This window comes from Brevirhabdus pacifica (assembly GCF_002797755.1).
GTDB classification, from domain to species: Bacteria; Pseudomonadota; Alphaproteobacteria; order Rhodobacterales; family Rhodobacteraceae; genus Brevirhabdus; species Brevirhabdus pacifica.
The window spans coordinates 839425-856325 of record NZ_PGFI01000011.1 but is presented as its reverse complement, the minus strand read 5'-3'; the positions used below and the strand labels follow the sequence as shown (position 1 = coordinate 856325).

Below are 16901 nucleotides of genomic sequence, written 5' to 3'. Positions count from 1 at the left end.
TGGTCAGGTTTCCTCGGTTTCTGTTGGAAGGATGGTGTCCGCTTCGGGGCGGGGCACCTTGGTTTCGTCGAGATCGGTCACCAGCATGGATCCGGGCGCATGGGTGATCGCGATTGGAAGCGCGGCCTCGAGCAGGGCCACCTGCGGGGTGACGCCACAGCCCCAAAAGACGGGGATCTCGTTGGCGGCGACGGGCACGGGCTCTCCCCAGTCGGGATGATCGAGGCTGGAAAGCCCCACCCCGGCCGGGTCGCCCACGTGCATGGGCGTGCCGTGGGCATGGGGGAAGCGGGCGCAGATCTGCATCACCTCCTCCAGCCGGTCGCGGCGGATGGGGCGCATGGTCATCACCACCGGCCCGCCGAATACGCCGCGCCGCACGGTCTGGATCCCGGTGCGGTACATGGGCACGACGGTGCCGCGCTCAATATGGCGGATGGGGATGCCGGCGGAGATCAGCGCGCGTTCGAAGGTGAACGAGCAGCCCAGCGCGAAGCCGGTGAAATCGGGCTGCCAGAGGTGGGTGATGTCGGCCGTCCGCTCGGCCAGAACGCCGTGGCGGTAGACATGGTAGAAGGGCAGATCGCTGCGCAGGTCGATGTCGCGCCCCAGGCCGGGAAAGGCGGGCTGGCCGGGCGCGGTGATCGCGTTCAGCGGACAGGGCTTTGGATTGGCCTCGCAGAAGGCGCGGAAATCGGCAGCCTGGGCCCGCGGCAGGATGACGATGTTGCTTTGCAGGCGGCCATCGGCCAGCCCCGCCGTCGTGCCGGCATATTGCCCCGCGCGCAGAACAGCCCGAAGGGCGCCGCTGTCGAGGGCACGCAAATCCGCATGGCTGCGCAAGGAGGGGGTCGTTGTCATGGGCAAAGGAGAACGCCGCCGGGGAGATAATGTCAAATTTTGAATTTTTATCGTTTATGATCCGGTAATCTGATCGTATGCAGGCCGGAACGCCCCGGATCCGCATAAGAAAGACCGCCCATGACCCTTGAGCAACTTCGCACCTTCCTGTGGGTGGCGCGGCTGGGCGGGATCCGCAGGGCGGCGCAACAGATGAACATCTCGCAACCCGCCGTCTCGAACCGGATCGCCCTGCTGGAGGCCGATTTGGGCACCCAGCTTCTGGACCGGTCGCGCAAGGGGGTGATGCTGACAAAGCAGGGCGTGATGCTGCGCACCCATGCGGAACAGATCCTGCAATCGGTAGAGCGTATCCGCGCCGAGGTGGTCCCGCCCGAGAACATGACGGCCCTGCTACGCCTGGGCGTAGCCGAGACCATCGTGCAATCCTGGCTGCCCGAGTTCCTTGGCCGGCTGCGCGCCACCCATCCCAGGGTGACGATCGAGATCTCGGTCGATATTTCGCGCAACCTGCGCGAACACCTCTTCGACCGGACGCTGGACCTGGCGCTTCTGATGGGGCCGGTCTCGGACTACAGCGTCGAGAATGTCGAGCTGCCGGAATTCGCCATGGCCTGGTTCCGGCCCGTGGCGCTGGAGAAGCCGGACCTGACCCGGGTGCCGGTCATCAGCTACCACCGGCAGACCCGCCCCTACCTGGAGCTGCGCACCCAGTTGCAGGACCGCTATGGCAACGGGATCCAGATGTTCTCGTCAAGCTCGCTTTCGGCGGGGTTCGAGATGGTGGCGGCGGGCCTTGGCGTCGGGGTCTTTCCCCGGGTGCTGGGTGAGCGCATGCAGCCCGGCCGCATCCGGGAGTTCGATCCCGGCTGGATGCCGCGGCCGCTGAGCTTCTCGGCCTCCTACATCGGGCATCCGCGCGATGCGCTGGCGGCACGGGCGGCACAGATGGCCCGCGAGGTGGCGCTGGAGCACGCGGCCGAGACCGGGGCGGAGACCTGAGGCGGGGGCGAATCCCCCTGGGCCCGGCGGTCCGCGGGACGGGATTCGGGGGCCTCCGGCGGGGATATTTTCGCGACACTGAAGAATCGCGGTGGCGATTTCGGGACCGGGGGTGCGACATGGCCTCCCTAATGTCACCTTCAGGTTGTGGCGAGGTCGCGCACTTCGCGCTCTAGAGCTGCGGCAAAAACGCGCCGTGCTGGTCGCGAACGAAGTCCAGAACCGTCTTCACGGCGCCCGACGGCTCGATCGCGGCGTCGTGGAGGACGAACCAGTGGCGCAGGATCGGCAGGTCCCCGAAGTCGATCCGCGCCAGCCGCCCGGCGCGCAATTCCTCGATCACCGTGTGCTGCGAGATGAGGGCGATTCCGAGCCCCGCCATGACCGCCTGCTTGATGGTCTCGTTGGAGTCCATCTCGATGGTGGAATAGGGCTCCCCCTCGCCGATCCGGTCGAGGTAGCGGGTCATCAGGATCCGCGTTCCCGAGCCCTGTTCGCGCGAGATTATGGTCTCCGACAGGATGTCGTGGGCGGTGATCTCGGCCCGTCTGCCGACCAGCGGATGGCCGGGTTGGGCGATCATCACATGGGGGTGGTCACCGATGGTGTAGGCGGTCACCAGGGGCTGCCGGGGAGGCCGGCCCATGATGACGAGATCGACGACACCCTGTTGAAGCAAAAGGACAATTTCGTCCCGGTTACCGACCTTGAGAACGACATCGAGACCGGGGTGGGCGCGGCGCACCAGGGCCACCAGGCCGGGGGCGAAATACTTGCCCGTGCTGACCACCCCGAGGCAGACGCGACCGGTGTGGCCGTCGCGCAGAGTGGCGATCTCGGCCTCGACCTTGGCGAGGATGGCATCGATCCGTTCCTGGGCCTCGCACAGGCGCACCCCTTCCATGGTCAGCCGGGCCGCGGCGCCGCCCCCACGCACCACCAGAAGACAGCCCGCCTGCTCCTCGAGCTTGCGCAGCTGGGTGTGCACTGCGGGAGCCGTCAGGTTGAGCCGCGTGGCCGCCCCCGCCAGGCTTCCGGCATCGCGGATGGCACAGAGGGTACGGAGCTGTTTGAGGGTCACGGAGTCGGTCAGGTTCATTTATTTTTTTTATACCCTCTCTCACGTTTCTTAAATTTGAATAAACCGCCACCCATGCCATGACAACGGTGTGAGACCAACAAATCGCAAGGGAGGGCGGTTCATGGAACACCACAACGATAGCGTTGCTGCCGACGCACCGGCCAGCCTGGCCCCGACAATGGCGGCGCTCTGCGAGGTCGCGATCACGCTTGCGCAGACGATCGCCCGCGGCCCCCTGAACACCACCAACCTGCATTCCGAAGTGGGCGAGAATTCCGACGGCGATCACCAGAAGGCCCTGGATGTCATCGCCGACGACGCCTTCGCCGCCGCCCTTGGGGGGACCGGCGTGCGCTGGTACGCTTCCGAAGAACAGGACGTGGTCGTGCCCCTCGACGCCGAGGGCACACTGGCCTTGGCGATCGACCCGCTGGACGGATCGTCCAATATCGACGCCAACGTCTCGATCGGCACGATCTTCTCGATCTTCCCGGCCGAGACGGAAGCCGACGCCAGCTTCCTGCGCCCCGCCTCCGAGCAGCTGGCGGGGGGCTATTTCATCTATGGGCCCCAGACCTGTCTGGTGGTGACCTACGGCGACGGCGCCCGGCAGTATGTGCTGGACCCCGCGAGCCGGAGCTTCGTGCTGGTCAGCGAGCGGCTGAACATTCCCGCCACCTCGTCCGAGTTCGCGATCAACGCGTCGAACTACCGGCACTGGTCGCGCCCGGTGCGCGCCTTCATCGACGATTGCCTTGCCGGCGCCGAGGGGCCGCGGGCCACGGATTTCAACATGCGCTGGGTGGCGTCGCTGGTTGCGGAAACCCATCGCATCCTGACCCGGGGCGGGTTGTTCCTTTATCCCGGCGACGCCCGCCCTGGCTACGGTCAGGGCCGTTTGCGCATGGTCTATGAATGCGCGCCCATCGCCTTTGTCATCGAACAGGCCGCCGGTGGCGCCACCGACGGGTTCGACCCGCTGATGCGCCTGCGCGCTGACACGTTGCACGGGCGCACGCCGCTGGTCTTCGGCTCGCGCGAGATGGTCGAGCGCGTCACCGCCTACAACACCCTGCCCGAAAGCGAAGTGTCGGCCCTGTTCGGCAATCGCGGTCTGTTCCGCGCCTGAGGAGGGCCCCAATAGCATGAGCACGAAACACCCCATCATCTCGGTCACCGGATCCTCCGGGGCCGGCACGACCACGGTCAAGTCCACCTTCGATCAGATCTTCCGGCGCGAGGGCGTCAAGGCGGTGGCGATCGAGGGCGATGCTTTCCACCGCTACAACCGCGCCGAGATGAAGGACGAGCTGCGCAAGCGGCTGGAGGCGGGCGACGAGACCTTCAGCCACTTCAGCTTCGAGGCCAATGCCCTCGACGAGCTTCAGCGCGTCTTCTCGGATTATTCCAAGACCGGCACCGGGCACACCCGCCACTATATCCACGATGAGGAGGAGGCCGAGAAATTCGGCACCCCGCCCGGACATTTCACCGACTGGGAGGAGCTGGAGCCCGGCTCGGACCTGCTGTTCTACGAAGGGCTGCACGGGGCGGTCGTCAACGACGAGGTCAATCTGGCCAAGCTGGCCGACCTGAAGGTCGGGGTCGTTCCCGTCATCAACCTTGAATGGATCCAGAAGATCCACCGCGACAAGAACATGCGCGGCTACAGCACCGAGGCGGTGACCGACGTCATCCTGCGCCGCATGCATGCCTATGTGCATTGCATCTGCCCGCAGTTCGTCGAGACTGACGTGAATTTCCAGCGCGTGCCCGTCGTGGACACCTCGAACCCCTTCTGCGCCCGCTGGATTCCCACCGCCGACGAAAGCCTGGTGGTCATCCGCTTCAAGAACCCGCGCGGCATCGACTTCAGCTATCTGACCTCGATGATCCAGAACAGCTGGATGAGCCGCGCCAACTCGATCGTCATTCCGGGGGGCAAGCTGGATCTTGCTATGCAGCTGATCTTCACCCCGATGGTCGAGCGCCTTGTCTCCGATTCCCGCCGCGCCTGATGATTTGCTGAGGATTTGACCATGAACACCCATGTGAATGTCTCTGCCCCCGCTGCGGGGACCGCCCCGGCCACCAAGGCCGATGAACGGCTGATGGCCAACGCGATCCGCGCGCTGACGATGGACGCGGTCGAGGCCGCCAATTCCGGCCACCCCGGCATGCCGATGGGCATGGCCGATGTGGCAGCCGTCCTGTTCAACCGCTTTCTGAACGTCGATCCCGCCGCCCCCGACTGGCCCGACCGTGACCGCTTCGTGCTGTCGGCGGGCCACGGCTCGATGCTGCTTTATTCGGTGCATCACCTGTTGGGCTACGCCGACATGGACATCGACCAGCTGCGCAACTTCCGTCAGGACGGGTTCCGCACGGCGGGCCATCCGGAATACGGCCATGCGGCGGGGATCGAGACCACCACCGGCCCGCTGGGCCAGGGCATCGCCACCGCCGTTGGCATGGCGCTGGCCGAGCGGATGATGAACGCCCGCTTCGACGACGATCTGGTCGATCACCACACCTATGTCATGGCCGGCGACGGCTGCCTGATGGAAGGCATCAGCCACGAGGCCGCCGACATGGCGGGCCACCTGAAGCTGGGCCGGCTGATCGTGATGTGGGACGACAACGGCATCACCATCGACGGCTCGACCGACCTGTCGACCTCGACCGATCAGGCGGCGCGCTTCGCGGCCTGCGGCTGGCATGTCACCAAGGTGGACGGCCACGACCCCGAGGCCATCGCCCAAGCCATCGCCGAGGCCCGCCAGGACCCCCGCCCCAGCCTCATCGCTTGCCGCACCGTCATCGGCTATGGCGCGCCCAACAAGCAGGGCGGCTCGGGCGTGCATGGCGCCCCCCTGGGCGCCGACGAGATTGCCGCCGCGCGCAAGGAGCTGGGTTGGCCCCACGCTGCCTTCGACATCCCCGCCGAGGCTGCCGCCCTCTGGTGCGCCGTGGCCGAGCGCGGGGCTGAGGCCCGCACCGCCTGGGAAGGCCGCCGCAAGGCACACCCCGATACCGCCGCCTTCGATCGGCACATGGCCGCGCCCGAGGCCTGTCGCATCGGCAAGGCCATGGCCGAGCACCGCCGCGCCCTGCTGAAGGACCGGCCCAAGGTCGCGACCCGCAAGGCCTCCGAGATGGCGCTGGAGACGCTGAACGCCGCGATGCCCAACTCGGTCGGCGGCTCGGCGGACCTGACGGGCTCGAACAACACGCGCTCCAGCAAGATGCGGCCCGTCACGGCCGAGGATTACAGCGGGGACTACATCCACTACGGCATTCGCGAACACGGCATGGCCGCCGCGATGAACGGCATCGCCCTGCACGGGGGCCTGCGCCCCTATGGCGGGACATTCCTGGCCTTCGCCGATTACTGCCGCCCCTCGATCCGGCTGTCGGCGCTGATGGGTCTTCCGGTCACCTACGTGATGACCCACGACTCGATCGGCCTGGGCGAGGACGGGCCGACCCACCAGCCGGTGGAACAGATCGCCTCGCTCCGGGCGATGCCAAATCTCGACGTGATCCGCCCCGCCGACGCGGTCGAAACCGCCGAGGCTTGGGAACTGGCCGCCCGGTCCACCGCGACGCCGACGCTGATGTGCCTGTCGCGCCAGAATCTGCCCACCCTGCGCGACGCGGACCATGACGCCAGCCAGAACCTGACCGCGCTTGGCGCCTACCTGCTGCGCCGGCCCGAAGGGGCGCGCGACGTGACCCTGATCGCCACCGGCTCGGAGGTCGAGATCGCCCTGGCCGCCGCCGACCTGCTCGAGGCCGAGGGGATCACCGCCGCCGTCGTCTCGGCCCCCTGCTTCGAAGCGTTCGAGCGCCAGGACTGCCGCTATCGCCGCACGGTCCTGGGCGATGCCCCCCGCATCGGCATCGAGGCCGCAGTGCGCCAGGGCTGGGACCGGATGCTGGACCGTGAGGATGCCTTCGTCGGCATGACCGGTTTCGGTGCCTCGGCCCCTGCCCCGGCCCTCTACGCCCGCTTCGGCATCACCGCCGAGAACGTCGCCAAGACCGCGCGCGAACTGCTGGCATGAGCGTGGCGAACATGGATATCCGCCCGGTCACCGACCTGGACGTGCGGGGTCTTCGCCTGCTGGTGCGCGCCGACCTGAATGTGCCGATGCAGGACGGCCGCGTCACCGACGCGACCCGGCTGGAGCGGTTCGCCGCCGGCATGCGCCCGCTTCTCGCCGCCGGGGCGCGGCTGGTGATCCTCACCCACATGGGCCGGCCCGAGGGCGACATGGACCCGACCTACTCGGTCGACAAGCTGCGTCCGCTGCTCTCGAAGGCCATGGGCGCGCGGGTCCTTTTCTCGGACATAAGCTGTGGCCAGTCGGCCGTGACCCTCAGCGAAAGCCTTGCCGATGGCGAGGCGCTGTTGTGCGAGAACGTGCGCTACAACCCCGGCGAGGAGGCCAACGATCCGGCCCTCGCTGCCCAGTTCGCCCTGCTGGGCGATGTCTATGTCAACGACGCCTTCTCCTGCGCCCACCGCGCCCATGCCTCGACCGAGGCCGTTGCACGCATGATGCCCGCCTGTGCCGGCCCCCTGCTGATGGAGGAGATCGAGGCGCTCACGACCGCGCTCGAGACCCCCACCCGGCCCTGCGTCGCGATCGTCGGCGGCGCCAAGGTCTCCAGCAAGATCGCGGTGCTGCGCAATCTGGTGCAGCGGATGGACACGATCATCATCGGCGGCGGCATGGCCAACACCTTCCTTTTCGCCGACGGCTGCAACGTCGGGCGATCCCTGCACGAGGCCGACTGCCTCGAGGTGGTGGCCGAGATCCGGGCGACCGCGAAGGACGCCGGGTGCCGCCTGATGCTGCCCCATGACGTGATCGTCGCCCGCGAATTCGCCGCCGGCGCCGCCTGGGAGGCCCTGCCCGCCCACGCCTGCCCCGAGGACGCGATGATCCTCGACGCCGGCGAGCGCAGCACCCGGGCCTTCGAGCAGGAGCTGTCGGGCGCCGCGACGATCCTTTGGAACGGGCCGCTGGGCGCGTTCGAGATGCCGCCATTCGACCGCGCCACGACGCGGCTTGCCGCCCACGCGGGCCGGCTGGCGGCCCGCGGCCTCGTTACGGCGGTGGCGGGGGGCGGCGACACCGTGGCCGCGCTGAACGCCGCCAACGCGACGCAGGACTTCACCTATGTGTCCGCCGCCGGCGGCGCATTTCTGGAATGGCTCGAAGGCCGGACATTGCCGGGCATCGCCGCGCTGCAACGCGCCGCCCGCGCCGCATAAGGAGAGACGCAAATGGCACTCATCACCCTCAGACAATTGCTGGATCATGCCGCCGAGAATGGCTACGGCGTGCCCGCCTTCAACATCAACAACATGGAACAGGGTCTGGCGATCGTGAAGGCCGCCGCCGCCTGCGACGCCCCCGTGATCCTGCAGGCCAGCCGCGGCGCCCGCTCCTACGCCGGCGACATCATGCTGCGCCACATGGTGCAGGCGCTGGCCGAGATGTTCCCCGACACCCACATGGTCATGCATCAGGACCACGGCAACAACGAGGCCACCTGCTTCTCGGCCATCCGCCACGGCTTCACCAGCGTGATGATGGACGGCTCGCTGGAAGAGGACATGAAGACGCCCGCCTCCTATGACTACAACGTCGACATCACCCGCCGCGTCACCGAAACCGCCCACGCGGTCGGTGCCTCGGTCGAGGGCGAGCTGGGCGTTCTTGGCAGCCTCGAGACCGGCGAGGCCGGCGAAGAGGACGGGTCGGGCGCGGTCGGCAAGCTCAGCCACGATCAGCTTCTGACCGATCCCGATCAAGCCGTCGATTTCGTCGCCCGTACCAAATGCGATGCGCTGGCCATCGCCTGCGGCACCAGCCACGGGGCCTACAAGTTCAGCCGCAAGCCCGATGGCGACATCCTGTCGATGGAAACGATCCGCCAGATCAACCAGAAGCTGCCCAACACCCATCTGGTGATGCACGGCTCGTCCTCGGTGCCGCAGGCGCTGCAGGACCTGATCAACGCCAACGGCGGCCAGATGCCCCAGACCTACGGCGTGCCCGTCGAAGAGATCGAGCGCGGCATCAGCATGGGTGTGCGCAAGGTCAACATCGACACAGACTGCCGCATGGCGATGGCCGGACAGTTCCGCAAGATCGCCACCTCGAACCCTGCCGAGTTCGACCCTCGCAAGTTCCTGATCCCCGCGATGAAGGAACTGGAGGACCTGTGCCGCGACCGGTTCGAGCGGTTCGGCACGGCCGGTCAGGCCGGCAAGATCAAGCCCGTCTCGATGGACGAAATGGCCAAACGCTACGCCAGTGGCGCGCTTGACCCGCAAATCGCTTCCTCCAAGGCCGCCTGAAGCCCATCAGGAAGGAACCGATAGTGTTGGCGGATAATAAGCAGACGTTGCCGGCCTTGATCGGAAGCTGCGCCCTGCACGCGGCCGACGGCACACGCGACGCCTGCCCCCCTCCTCTTGCACCCGGACGCCTCGCCGCCCGGGTGCCCCAGATCGAAGGAGCGACCCGTGAACGAGATGAGTGACACGCCGGCCCCGCCGACCAGTGTGGACCTCGCCGCTGCCTTTGAGCAAAGCGGCGTCCGCGAGGTGCTGCGCGAACTCGACGAGACGATGATCGGCCTCGGACCGGTCAAGGACCGCATCAAGGAAACCGCCGCCCTTCTGCTGGTCGATCAGGCCCGCCGCCAGTTGGGTCTGGCCACCGAGACCCCCACCCTTCACATGAGCTTCACCGGCAACCCCGGCACCGGCAAGACGACCGTGGCACTCAAGATGGCCGATCTGCTGCACCGCCTAGGCTATGTGCGCAAAGGCCATCTGGTCACCGTGACCCGCGACGATCTTGTCGGCCAATACATCGGCCACACCGCGCCCAAGACCAAAGAGGCGCTGAAGAGGGCGATGGGCGGCGTGCTTTTCATCGACGAGGCCTATTACCTCTACCGCCCTGAAAACGAACGCGACTACGGGCAGGAAGCCATCGAGATCCTGCTTCAGGTCATGGAGAACAACCGCGACGATCTGGTGGTGATCCTTGCGGGCTACGCCGAACGCATGGACCGCTTCTTTGCATCCAACCCCGGCTTCCGCTCGCGCATGGCCCACCACATCGAATTCCCCGACTACAGCGACACCGAGCTGGAGAAGATCGCCGGCGTCATGCTGAGCAAACAGAACTACGTGCTGGACGACAGCGCCCAGGAGGCGCTGCGCGAATACGTCACGCTGCGCCGGGGACAGCCGCATTTCGCCAACGCCCGTTCGATCCGCAACGCGCTGGACCGCGCCCGCCTGCGCCAGGCCAGCCGCCTGTTGCGAACCGCAAGTGGGCCGCTGGACGCCATGGCGCTTTCGACCATCACCAGTGAGGACATCCGCGTCAGCCGCGTCTTCAAGGGCGGTCTGGACCCCGCGCGCCAGACGCCCGGGCCCGCAGGCACCGAGGGATGAGCGCCCCCAGCCCCCGTCGCTTGCGCCGCTTCTCCGGGCGGGCCATATTCCAAACAGCGAATGTTTGGGAGGATCCGACGTGAAGATTACGCGCAGAACACTGCTTGGGACCGGTTCGGCCGGCCTGTTGACCGCGGGGCTCGGCCCCATCCTGCCCACCCGTGCCTGGGCAAATGCCCGGCTGGAGGCCGACGGCCGCAGCCTCGACACCCTGAGCGACGGCAACCTGGTGCTGCCGATGGGCTTTCTGACGGCCGAGGGCGTCGATGCCGCAGCCCTGCGCCCGATCCTGGAAAAACACGGCGTGACCGGCGACAGCTACACGCCCGACTGCAACGTCACGCTGCTGCGCGACGGCGACCGGGTGGTGCTGTTCGACGTGGGCTCCGGCCCCGACTTCATGCCCAGCGCCGGCAAGTTGACCGAGGCGCTGGACGCGGTCGACCTGACCCCGGACGACGTCACCCACGTCGTCTTCACCCATGCCCACCCGGACCACCTCTGGGGTCTGCTGGACGAGTTCGACGATCCCATCTTCCCCGAGGCCTCCTATATGATCGGGCGCAGCGAGTGGGATTACTGGATTGACCCCGAGACCGTCGACACGATCGGCGAGGCACGGGCCTCCTTTGCGGTGGGCGCCCAGCGCCGGCTGGAAGCGGTCGAGGACCGGATCGAGTTCTTCGATGACGGCGCCGAGATCCTGCCGGGCGTCGCCGCCCGCGCCACTTTCGGCCACACCCCCGGCCACATGGCCTTCGAGGTCGCCCTGGGCGGCGAAAGCGCGATGATCGTGGGCGACGCCATCGGCAACCACCACATCGCCTTCGAGCGCCCCGAGATCGCCTCGGGCGCCGACCAGGACGCCGAGAAGGGGATCGCCACCCGCGTGGCGCTGCTGGACCAGATCGCGGCGGCAAAGATGCCGATGATCGGCTTCCACCTGCCCACCCCCGGCATCGGCCGGGCCGAGAAGACAGACGACGGCTACCGTTTCGTGGCCGTGGAGTGATTGCGGCGGCGGCCTTCGTCCGTTCGCCTGACTGAAGCCGCGCCCGGGCCCCGGCCCGCGCGCCCTTGGAATGGAGGACCGGCGATGGCCGTCACCCCCCCTGTGTGCGACTTCGGATGGAAGGCGCCCGATTTCGCGCTGCCCGGCACCGACGGCAAGCGGCACGCCCTGTCCGACCTGGCGGGCCCGCGCGGCACGCTGGTCATGTTCATCTGCAACCACTGCCCCTATGTGAAGGCCGTGCTGGACCGGATCCTGCGCGACGCCCGCGACCTCGCGCCGCTGGGCGTTTCGGTGGTGGCAATCAACTCCAACGACAGCGTGGCCTATCCCGCCGACAGTTTCGAGGCGATGCAAGCGGTGGCCCGGGACCGCGATTTCCCCTTCCCCTACCTGCACGACACCGACCAGCAGGTCGCGCGCGCCTACGGCGCCGCCTGCACCCCCGATTTCTTCGGCTTCGACGCCGGGCTGGAGCTGCAGTACCGCGGCCGGCTCGACGCCTCGGGCAAGGCCGCCGGTCCCGAGGACCTCAGACGCGATCTTTACGAGGCGATGCGCCAGGTGGCCGAAACCGGAAAGGGCCCGGCCGACCAGGTGCCCTCGATGGGCTGTTCGATCAAATGGAAGGAACCCGCATGAAGGCCATCATCTTCGACCTCGACGGCACGCTGATCGACAGCGCGCCCGACATCCACGCGGCCTCGGCCGTGGTCCTCAAGGCCGAGGGGCTGCCGCCCCTGCCCTTCGAGCAGGTGCGCGGCTTCATCGGCAATGGCGTGGGCGTGCTGATTTCGCGCGTGATCGCCGCCTCGGGCGTCGAGGAGACGCCCGAGCTGCACGCCCGCATGTCCCGGCGCTTCTACGACATCTACGAGTCTGCCGTGAACCTGACCGAGCTTTACCCCGGCGTGCCAGCACTCTTGGAGCGGCTGCAAAAGCGCGGCTTCCGACTGGGCGTCTGCACCAACAAGCCGATAGAGGCGACCCGCGCCGTGCTGGGCCATTTCGACTTGCTGGGCCGGTTCGACATGCTGGTGGGCGGGGAATGCCTGCCGGTGAAGAAACCCGACCCCGCGCCGTTGCAGCACACGGTCAGATCGCTCGGCGCCACCAATATCCTCTACGTGGGCGACAGCGAGGTCGACGCCGAGACCGCCCGCGCGGCGGGGCTCGACTTTGCCCTCTTCACCCCCGGCTACCGCAAGGCGCCGGTGGAAAGCCTGCCCCACGTGCTGGCCTTCGATCACTACGATCAGCTGGGCCGCTACATCGACAAGAGATTCGGCGTGGTCGAACCGACCTAGCCACGCCGAAGCCGCGCCGCCCTTTCTGTCCTGTAGGGGCGGCGCGGCACTGATCCCCGCAGGGCTTCATTGTCGTCGAAATATCCCCGCCGGAGGCTCCCTTGGCCGGGAACCGGAGCCTCCGGCGGGGATATTTTCGCGACAATGAAAGCGCGTGCGAGGTGCTACGATCTTTCGCAGTTGCAGCAAACGGCGCGAACGGCGAGCCATGCACAGGGCGAAACGCCGCCTTGCGTGGGCCTAATTACCATTGCTTTCCATGAGCTCACCAATATGTTGCAGTGCAGCAAATGATTGGAGAATGTAATGGCCGATACCCTGATTTCCCGCCCGAACGGTGACCTGCGCAGCTTCTTCGCCTCGCTGCTGCCGCGCAACCTGTCGCTGGATCCGCTGGGCATCTTCGCGGGCTTTGCCGCCTACCGCCTTTACATGGAGCTGGACGCCAAGACCGACCGCGAGCTGGAAGGCATGGGCATTGCCCGCACCGACATCGCCCAGGTTGCGATGGACTCGATCTCCCAGAAGTAAGACCCGGTGTCTCGGGCCGCGGGGGCGCCCGGATCCCTCCCCTTTCCGCCCCCGATCGCACGCCCGTCCGCCGGGCGAACCTTCGCGGCGCGGGATCGGGCCGCGGGGGCGACAGCCCCCGGGCCCTTCGCGTCAGGCGCGCGCCTACCAGCTTCCGGTGTTCTCCATGGACGCCCAAGGCTCGGCCGGGGCCAGCGCCTTACCTTCCTGCAAAAGCTCGATCGAGACGTCGTCCGGCGACTTGATGAAGGCCATCCGCCCGTCGCGCGGGGGCCGGTTGATGGTGACGCCCGCGTCCATCAGCTTCTGGCAGGTGGCGTAGATATCCGAGACCCGATAGGCGAGGTGCCCCCAGCTTCGGCCGGTCTGGTAGACCTCGTCCCCGTCCCAGTTGTACGTCAGCTCCAGTTCGGGCGCCTGCTCGGCCTCGGCGGTTTCGCGGTCCCGGGGGGCGGCGAGGAAGATCAGGGTGAAGCGGCCGGCCTCGTTCTCGGTGCGCCGTGTCTCCACCAGCCCCAGCTTGTTGCAGTAGAAATCAAGCGAGGCGTCCACGTCGCGGACGCGGACCATCGTGTGCAGGAATTTCATCGGATTCTCCTTGGTGACTCCCGTCGGCATATAGCAGCCAGGGGGGGCGGGGCCAGCCGGGACCAAATGGGGGTGCGGGCCGCGCCGGGCGGCCCGCGAAGCTCAGGCGCCGGTCACAGGCCTGCGGATTTGATCGCCTTGACGGTCTTGGCAACGATCTCGTCGGCCTCGTCGCGGCTGAGGCAGAAGGGCGGCGCAAAGCCCAGGATGTCGCCCTGGGGCATGGCCCGGCCGATCACCCCGTCGGCAAAAAGCGCGGCCGCCACCGTGGCGCCCACCTTGGCCGAGGGATCGAAGTAGCGGCGCGTCTCGCGGTCCTCGACCAGTTCGACCGCGCAAAGCATCCCCTCGCCCCGGATCTGGCCCACATTGGGATGATCGCCCAGCGCGTCGTGCATGGCAGCGTTCAGATAGGCGCCCGTCTCGCCCGCGTTGGCGATCAGGTTCAGATCGTCCAGCAGCTTCAGGTTGGCGACCCCTGCAGCGGCGCCGATGGGGTGGGCCGAGTAGGTCCAGCCGTGGCCGATTGGGCCGTTCTCGTCGGTGCCCTGTTCCAGAACCTTCCACATCTTGTCCGACACGATCGAGCCCGACAGCGGCGCATAGGCCGAGGTCAGACCCTTGGCGATAGTGATAAGATCGGGGGTCATGCCGTAATGCTCGGATCCGAACATGCTCCCCAGACGGCCGAAACCGGTGACGACCTCGTCGGCGACCAGCAGGATGTCGTGCTTTTTCAGCACCTCTTGGATCGCCTCCCAATAGCCTTCGGGCGGGGGGACGATGCCGCCGGTGCCCAGAACAGGCTCGCCGATGAAGGCGGCGATGGTGTCGGCGCCCTCGCGCTCGATCATCGCTTCCAGCGCGTCCACGCAATGCTGGGTGAACTGCGCCTCGGTCTGGTTCAGATCATCGCGGCGGTAGTAATAGGGCGCCTCGGTGTGCAGCACCTGTGCCAGCGGCAGGTCGAACTTGTTGTGAAACAGCTCCAGACCCGTCAACGAGCCGGTCATCAGCCCCGAGCCGTGGTAGCCCCGCCAGCGGCTGATGATCTTCTTCTTTTCGGGCCGGCCGAGGATGTTGTTGTAATACCAGATCAGCTTGATGTTGGTTTCGTTCGCGTCCGATCCCGAAAGGCCGAAATAGACCTTGGACATATGGGCCGGGGCGCGGTCCAGAACCATCTTGGCAAGGGTGATGCTGGCCTCGGTGCCGTGGCCGACATAGGCGTGGTAATAGGCCAGCTCGCGCGCCTGCTCGGCGATGGCGTCCGCGATCTCGGGGCGGCCGTAGCCGGCGTTGACGCAGTAAAGCCCGGCGAAGGCGTCCAGCAGCTTGCGGCCGTCGCGATCCTCGATATGGCAGCCCTTGCCGCCGGTGATGACGCGGGTCGGCGTCTCGCCGCGGGCGTGCTGGGCCAGATGGGTCGAGGCGTGGAAGAAATTCTCGCGGTCCCACTGGGCCAGTTGGTCGTTCGTCAGCATTGTCATTCCTTTTTCGTTCGCTCGGTCGGTCGTGACGGCGGGGCCCTTTGCCGGGGCCCCGCGCCGCATGGGTGGTCCTGCGCGCCGGGTCAGCCCCAGTCGCGGCAGACGTACTTGATCTCGGTGAAGGCCTCGAGCCCGAAGCGCGACCCTTCGCGCCCCAGACCCGATTGCTTGAACCCGCCGAAGGGGATGGGCGCGCCGGTGACCTTGGTGCGGTTGACCGCCACCATGCCGAATTGCAGCGCCCGGCTGAGCCGATAGATGCGGCGCGGATCCTGCGTGTGCAGGTAGGCGACCAGCCCGTATTCGGTGTCGTTGGCGCGCGTGGTCACCTCCTCCTCGGTATCGAAGGGGATGATGGCGGCCACGGGGCCGAAGGTTTCCTCATGCAGGATGGCGGCCTCGGCGGGAACGTCGGCCAGCACCGTCGGCTGGTAGAAAAGCGGCCCCTTGGCGTGGCGCGCCCCGCCGCACAGCAACCGCGCGCCCCGCGCCAGCGCGTCGGCGACATGGGCCTCCTGCTTGGCGACGGCCTTTTCGTTCATCAGCGGGCCGATGTCCGGGTCCTCCATCCCCGCGCCGACGCTCAGCGCGCCGGTCGCTTCGGCGAAGCGGGCGCAGAAGGCATCATAGATTCCGCGCTGAACGAAGATCCGGTTCGCCCCCAGGCAATCCTGGCCCGAGGTGGCGAACTTGGCCTTGATGGTCTCGGTCACAGCCCGCTCCAGCGGCGCGTCGTCGAAGACCAGCACCGGGGCGTGCCCGCCCAGTTCCAGCACCAGCGTCTTGATCGAGGCCGCCGAGGCTTCGTAAAGCAGCCGCCCCACCTCGGTCGAGCCGGTGAAGGACAGCACCCGCACGCGCGGATCGTCGGTCCAGGCCTTGACCACCACGGGTGCCAGACCCGTCACCACGTTGAAGACACCGGCGGGCACGCCCGCCCGCTCGGCCAGTTCGGCCAGCGCCAGGGCCGAGAAGGGCGTCTCGGCCGAGGGGTGGGCCAGCACGGTGCAGCCGGCGGCAAGCGCGGCCCCCGCCTTGCGCGTCAGCATGGCCGCAGGGAAATTCCAGGGCGTGACCAGCGCCGCGACGCCCGCCGGTTCGCGCCACAGCTCGACCTCGGCATCGGGCAGGTGGCTGGTGATCCCCTCGATATTGGGACGGCGGGCCTCTTCGGCGTAGAATTCCAGGAACGAGGCGGCGTAGTCGATCTCGCCGCGGGATTCCGACAGCGGCTTGCCCTGCTCCAGCGTCATCAGAAGGGCGAGGTCCTCGCGGTTCTCCTGCATCAGTTCGAACCAGCGGCGCAGGATCGCGGCGCGGTCCTGGGGCAGCATCGCCGACCAGCTGGCAAAGGCCCGCTGCGCCGCGTCGACCGCAAGGGCGCTGTCATCGGCCCCCAGACAGGCCACGTCCCCCAGCCACGCGCCAGTGGCCGGATCGCTCACTGCGAGAAGGCCCCCGTCGGCGGCGCCGCACCAGCGCCCGTCGACGTAAGAGAAACAGCGCATCAGCCGCCGGTCGGACAGGTGGCGCAGGATCG

16 protein-coding genes are annotated in these 16901 nt (G+C 67.5%); 11 read left to right on the top strand and 5 right to left on the bottom strand.

Features of this window, described 5'->3' with window-relative positions:
- Positions 1-3: 3 nt before the first annotated feature.
- Positions 4-861 (bottom strand): putative hydro-lyase, encoded by an 858-nt coding sequence (locus tag CLV77_RS04255; protein WP_076979109.1) that lies wholly within the window; start codon positions 859-861, stop codon positions 4-6.
- A 120-nt stretch (positions 862-981) separates the two neighbouring features.
- On the opposite strand from CLV77_RS04255, the gene CLV77_RS04250 reads away from it, so the two are divergent.
- Positions 982-1863, top strand: a complete 882-nt coding sequence (locus CLV77_RS04250) for a LysR family transcriptional regulator (RefSeq protein WP_076979110.1) — start codon at positions 982-984, stop codon at positions 1861-1863.
- A gap of 172 nt (positions 1864-2035) precedes the next feature.
- On the opposite strand, the gene CLV77_RS04245 is transcribed toward CLV77_RS04250, so the two are convergent.
- Positions 2036-2962, bottom strand: coding sequence for a LysR family transcriptional regulator (locus CLV77_RS04245; protein WP_076979111.1), 927 nt, complete (start codon positions 2960-2962; stop codon positions 2036-2038).
- Positions 2963-3065: 103 nt separating this feature from the next.
- Here CLV77_RS04245 and CLV77_RS04240 point away from each other — a divergent pair, with 103 nt between their 5' ends.
- The 10 genes from CLV77_RS04240 to CLV77_RS04195 all read left to right on the top strand — a co-directional run bounded on the left by CLV77_RS04240 (position 3066) and on the right by CLV77_RS04195 (position 13283).
- Positions 3066-4073 (top strand): class 1 fructose-bisphosphatase, encoded by a 1008-nt coding sequence (locus CLV77_RS04240; protein WP_076979112.1) that lies wholly within the window; start codon positions 3066-3068, stop codon positions 4071-4073.
- A 16-nt stretch (positions 4074-4089) separates the two neighbouring features.
- A complete protein-coding gene (locus tag CLV77_RS04235) occupies positions 4090-4962 on the top strand; it encodes a phosphoribulokinase (protein WP_076979113.1) in 873 nt (290 codons plus the stop codon).
- Between the two features lie 93 nt (positions 4963-5055).
- Positions 5056-7011, top strand: a complete 1956-nt coding sequence (gene tkt, locus CLV77_RS04230) for a transketolase (RefSeq protein WP_233128162.1) — start codon at positions 5056-5058, stop codon at positions 7009-7011.
- Between the two features lie 11 nt (positions 7012-7022).
- Positions 7023-8228 (top strand): phosphoglycerate kinase, encoded by a 1206-nt coding sequence (locus CLV77_RS04225; protein ID WP_076980981.1) that lies wholly within the window; start codon positions 7023-7025, stop codon positions 8226-8228.
- Between the two features lie 12 nt (positions 8229-8240).
- Positions 8241-9320, top strand: a complete 1080-nt coding sequence (fba, locus tag CLV77_RS04220; protein ID WP_076979115.1) for a class II fructose-bisphosphate aldolase — start codon at positions 8241-8243, stop codon at positions 9318-9320.
- Between the two features lie 177 nt (positions 9321-9497).
- A complete protein-coding gene (gene cbbX / locus CLV77_RS04215) occupies positions 9498-10433 on the top strand; it encodes a CbbX protein (RefSeq protein WP_076980982.1) in 936 nt (311 codons plus the stop codon).
- A gap of 79 nt (positions 10434-10512) precedes the next feature.
- Positions 10513-11445 (top strand): MBL fold metallo-hydrolase, encoded by a 933-nt coding sequence (locus tag CLV77_RS04210; protein WP_076979116.1) that lies wholly within the window; start codon positions 10513-10515, stop codon positions 11443-11445.
- 84 nt (positions 11446-11529) lie between these two features.
- Positions 11530-12087 (top strand): thioredoxin family protein, encoded by a 558-nt coding sequence (locus CLV77_RS04205; protein ID WP_076979117.1) that lies wholly within the window; start codon positions 11530-11532, stop codon positions 12085-12087.
- Positions 12084-12752 carry a phosphoglycolate phosphatase gene (gph, locus tag CLV77_RS04200; protein WP_076979118.1) on the top strand — a complete coding sequence of 223 codons (669 nt, stop codon included), beginning with the start codon at positions 12084-12086 and terminating at the stop codon, positions 12750-12752. Before CLV77_RS04205 ends, gph begins: the two co-directional genes overlap by 4 nt.
- 306 nt (positions 12753-13058) lie before the next feature.
- The gene (locus CLV77_RS04195) at positions 13059-13283 is read left to right on the top strand and encodes a hypothetical protein (RefSeq protein ID WP_076979119.1); all 225 of its coding nucleotides are present in this window, start codon (positions 13059-13061) and stop codon (positions 13281-13283) included.
- Positions 13284-13427: 144 nt separating this feature from the next.
- Here the strand turns inward: CLV77_RS04195 and CLV77_RS04190 are convergent, their stop codons facing one another.
- The 3 genes from CLV77_RS04190 to CLV77_RS04180 all read right to left on the bottom strand — a co-directional run bounded on the left by CLV77_RS04190 (position 13428) and on the right by CLV77_RS04180 (position 16869).
- Positions 13428-13871: a VOC family protein gene (locus tag CLV77_RS04190; RefSeq protein ID WP_076979120.1), complete on the bottom strand. Its 444-nt coding sequence runs from the start codon at positions 13869-13871 to the stop codon at positions 13428-13430.
- Between the two features lie 113 nt (positions 13872-13984).
- The gene (locus CLV77_RS04185) at positions 13985-15355 is read right to left on the bottom strand and encodes an aspartate aminotransferase family protein (protein WP_076979121.1); all 1371 of its coding nucleotides are present in this window, start codon (positions 15353-15355) and stop codon (positions 13985-13987) included.
- Between the two features lie 89 nt (positions 15356-15444).
- Positions 15445-16869 carry an NAD-dependent succinate-semialdehyde dehydrogenase gene (locus CLV77_RS04180; protein ID WP_416171610.1) on the bottom strand — a complete coding sequence of 475 codons (1425 nt, stop codon included), beginning with the start codon at positions 16867-16869 and terminating at the stop codon, positions 15445-15447.
- Positions 16870-16901: the final 32 nt, after the last annotated feature.

Excerpts from the sequence above, each read along its gene's own strand:
- CLV77_RS04255 (WP_076979109.1), bottom strand. The coding sequence starts at position 861 with ATGACAACGACCCCCTCCTTGCGCAGCCATGCGGATTTGCGTGCCCTC.
- CLV77_RS04250 (WP_076979110.1), top strand. The coding sequence starts at position 982 with ATGACCCTTGAGCAACTTCGCACCTTCCTGTGGGTGGCGCGGCTGGGC.
- CLV77_RS04245 (WP_076979111.1), bottom strand. The coding sequence starts at position 2,962 with ATGAACCTGACCGACTCCGTGACCCTCAAACAGCTCCGTACCCTCTGT.
- CLV77_RS04240 (WP_076979112.1), top strand. The coding sequence starts at position 3,066 with ATGGAACACCACAACGATAGCGTTGCTGCCGACGCACCGGCCAGCCTG.
- CLV77_RS04235 (WP_076979113.1), top strand. The coding sequence starts at position 4,090 with ATGAGCACGAAACACCCCATCATCTCGGTCACCGGATCCTCCGGGGCC.
- tkt (WP_233128162.1), top strand. The coding sequence starts at position 5,056 with ATGGCCAACGCGATCCGCGCGCTGACGATGGACGCGGTCGAGGCCGCC.
- CLV77_RS04225 (WP_076980981.1), top strand. The coding sequence starts at position 7,023 with ATGGATATCCGCCCGGTCACCGACCTGGACGTGCGGGGTCTTCGCCTG.
- fba (WP_076979115.1), top strand. The coding sequence starts at position 8,241 with ATGGCACTCATCACCCTCAGACAATTGCTGGATCATGCCGCCGAGAAT.
- cbbX (WP_076980982.1), top strand. The coding sequence starts at position 9,498 with ATGAGTGACACGCCGGCCCCGCCGACCAGTGTGGACCTCGCCGCTGCC.
- CLV77_RS04205 (WP_076979117.1), top strand. The coding sequence starts at position 11,530 with ATGGCCGTCACCCCCCCTGTGTGCGACTTCGGATGGAAGGCGCCCGAT.
- gph (WP_076979118.1), top strand. The coding sequence starts at position 12,084 with ATGAAGGCCATCATCTTCGACCTCGACGGCACGCTGATCGACAGCGCG.
- CLV77_RS04195 (WP_076979119.1), top strand. The coding sequence starts at position 13,059 with ATGGCCGATACCCTGATTTCCCGCCCGAACGGTGACCTGCGCAGCTTC.
- CLV77_RS04190 (WP_076979120.1), bottom strand. The coding sequence starts at position 13,871 with ATGAAATTCCTGCACACGATGGTCCGCGTCCGCGACGTGGACGCCTCG.
- CLV77_RS04185 (WP_076979121.1), bottom strand. The coding sequence starts at position 15,355 with ATGCTGACGAACGACCAACTGGCCCAGTGGGACCGCGAGAATTTCTTC.
- CLV77_RS04180 (WP_416171610.1), bottom strand. The coding sequence starts at position 16,869 with ATGCGCTGTTTCTCTTACGTCGACGGGCGCTGGTGCGGCGCCGCCGAC.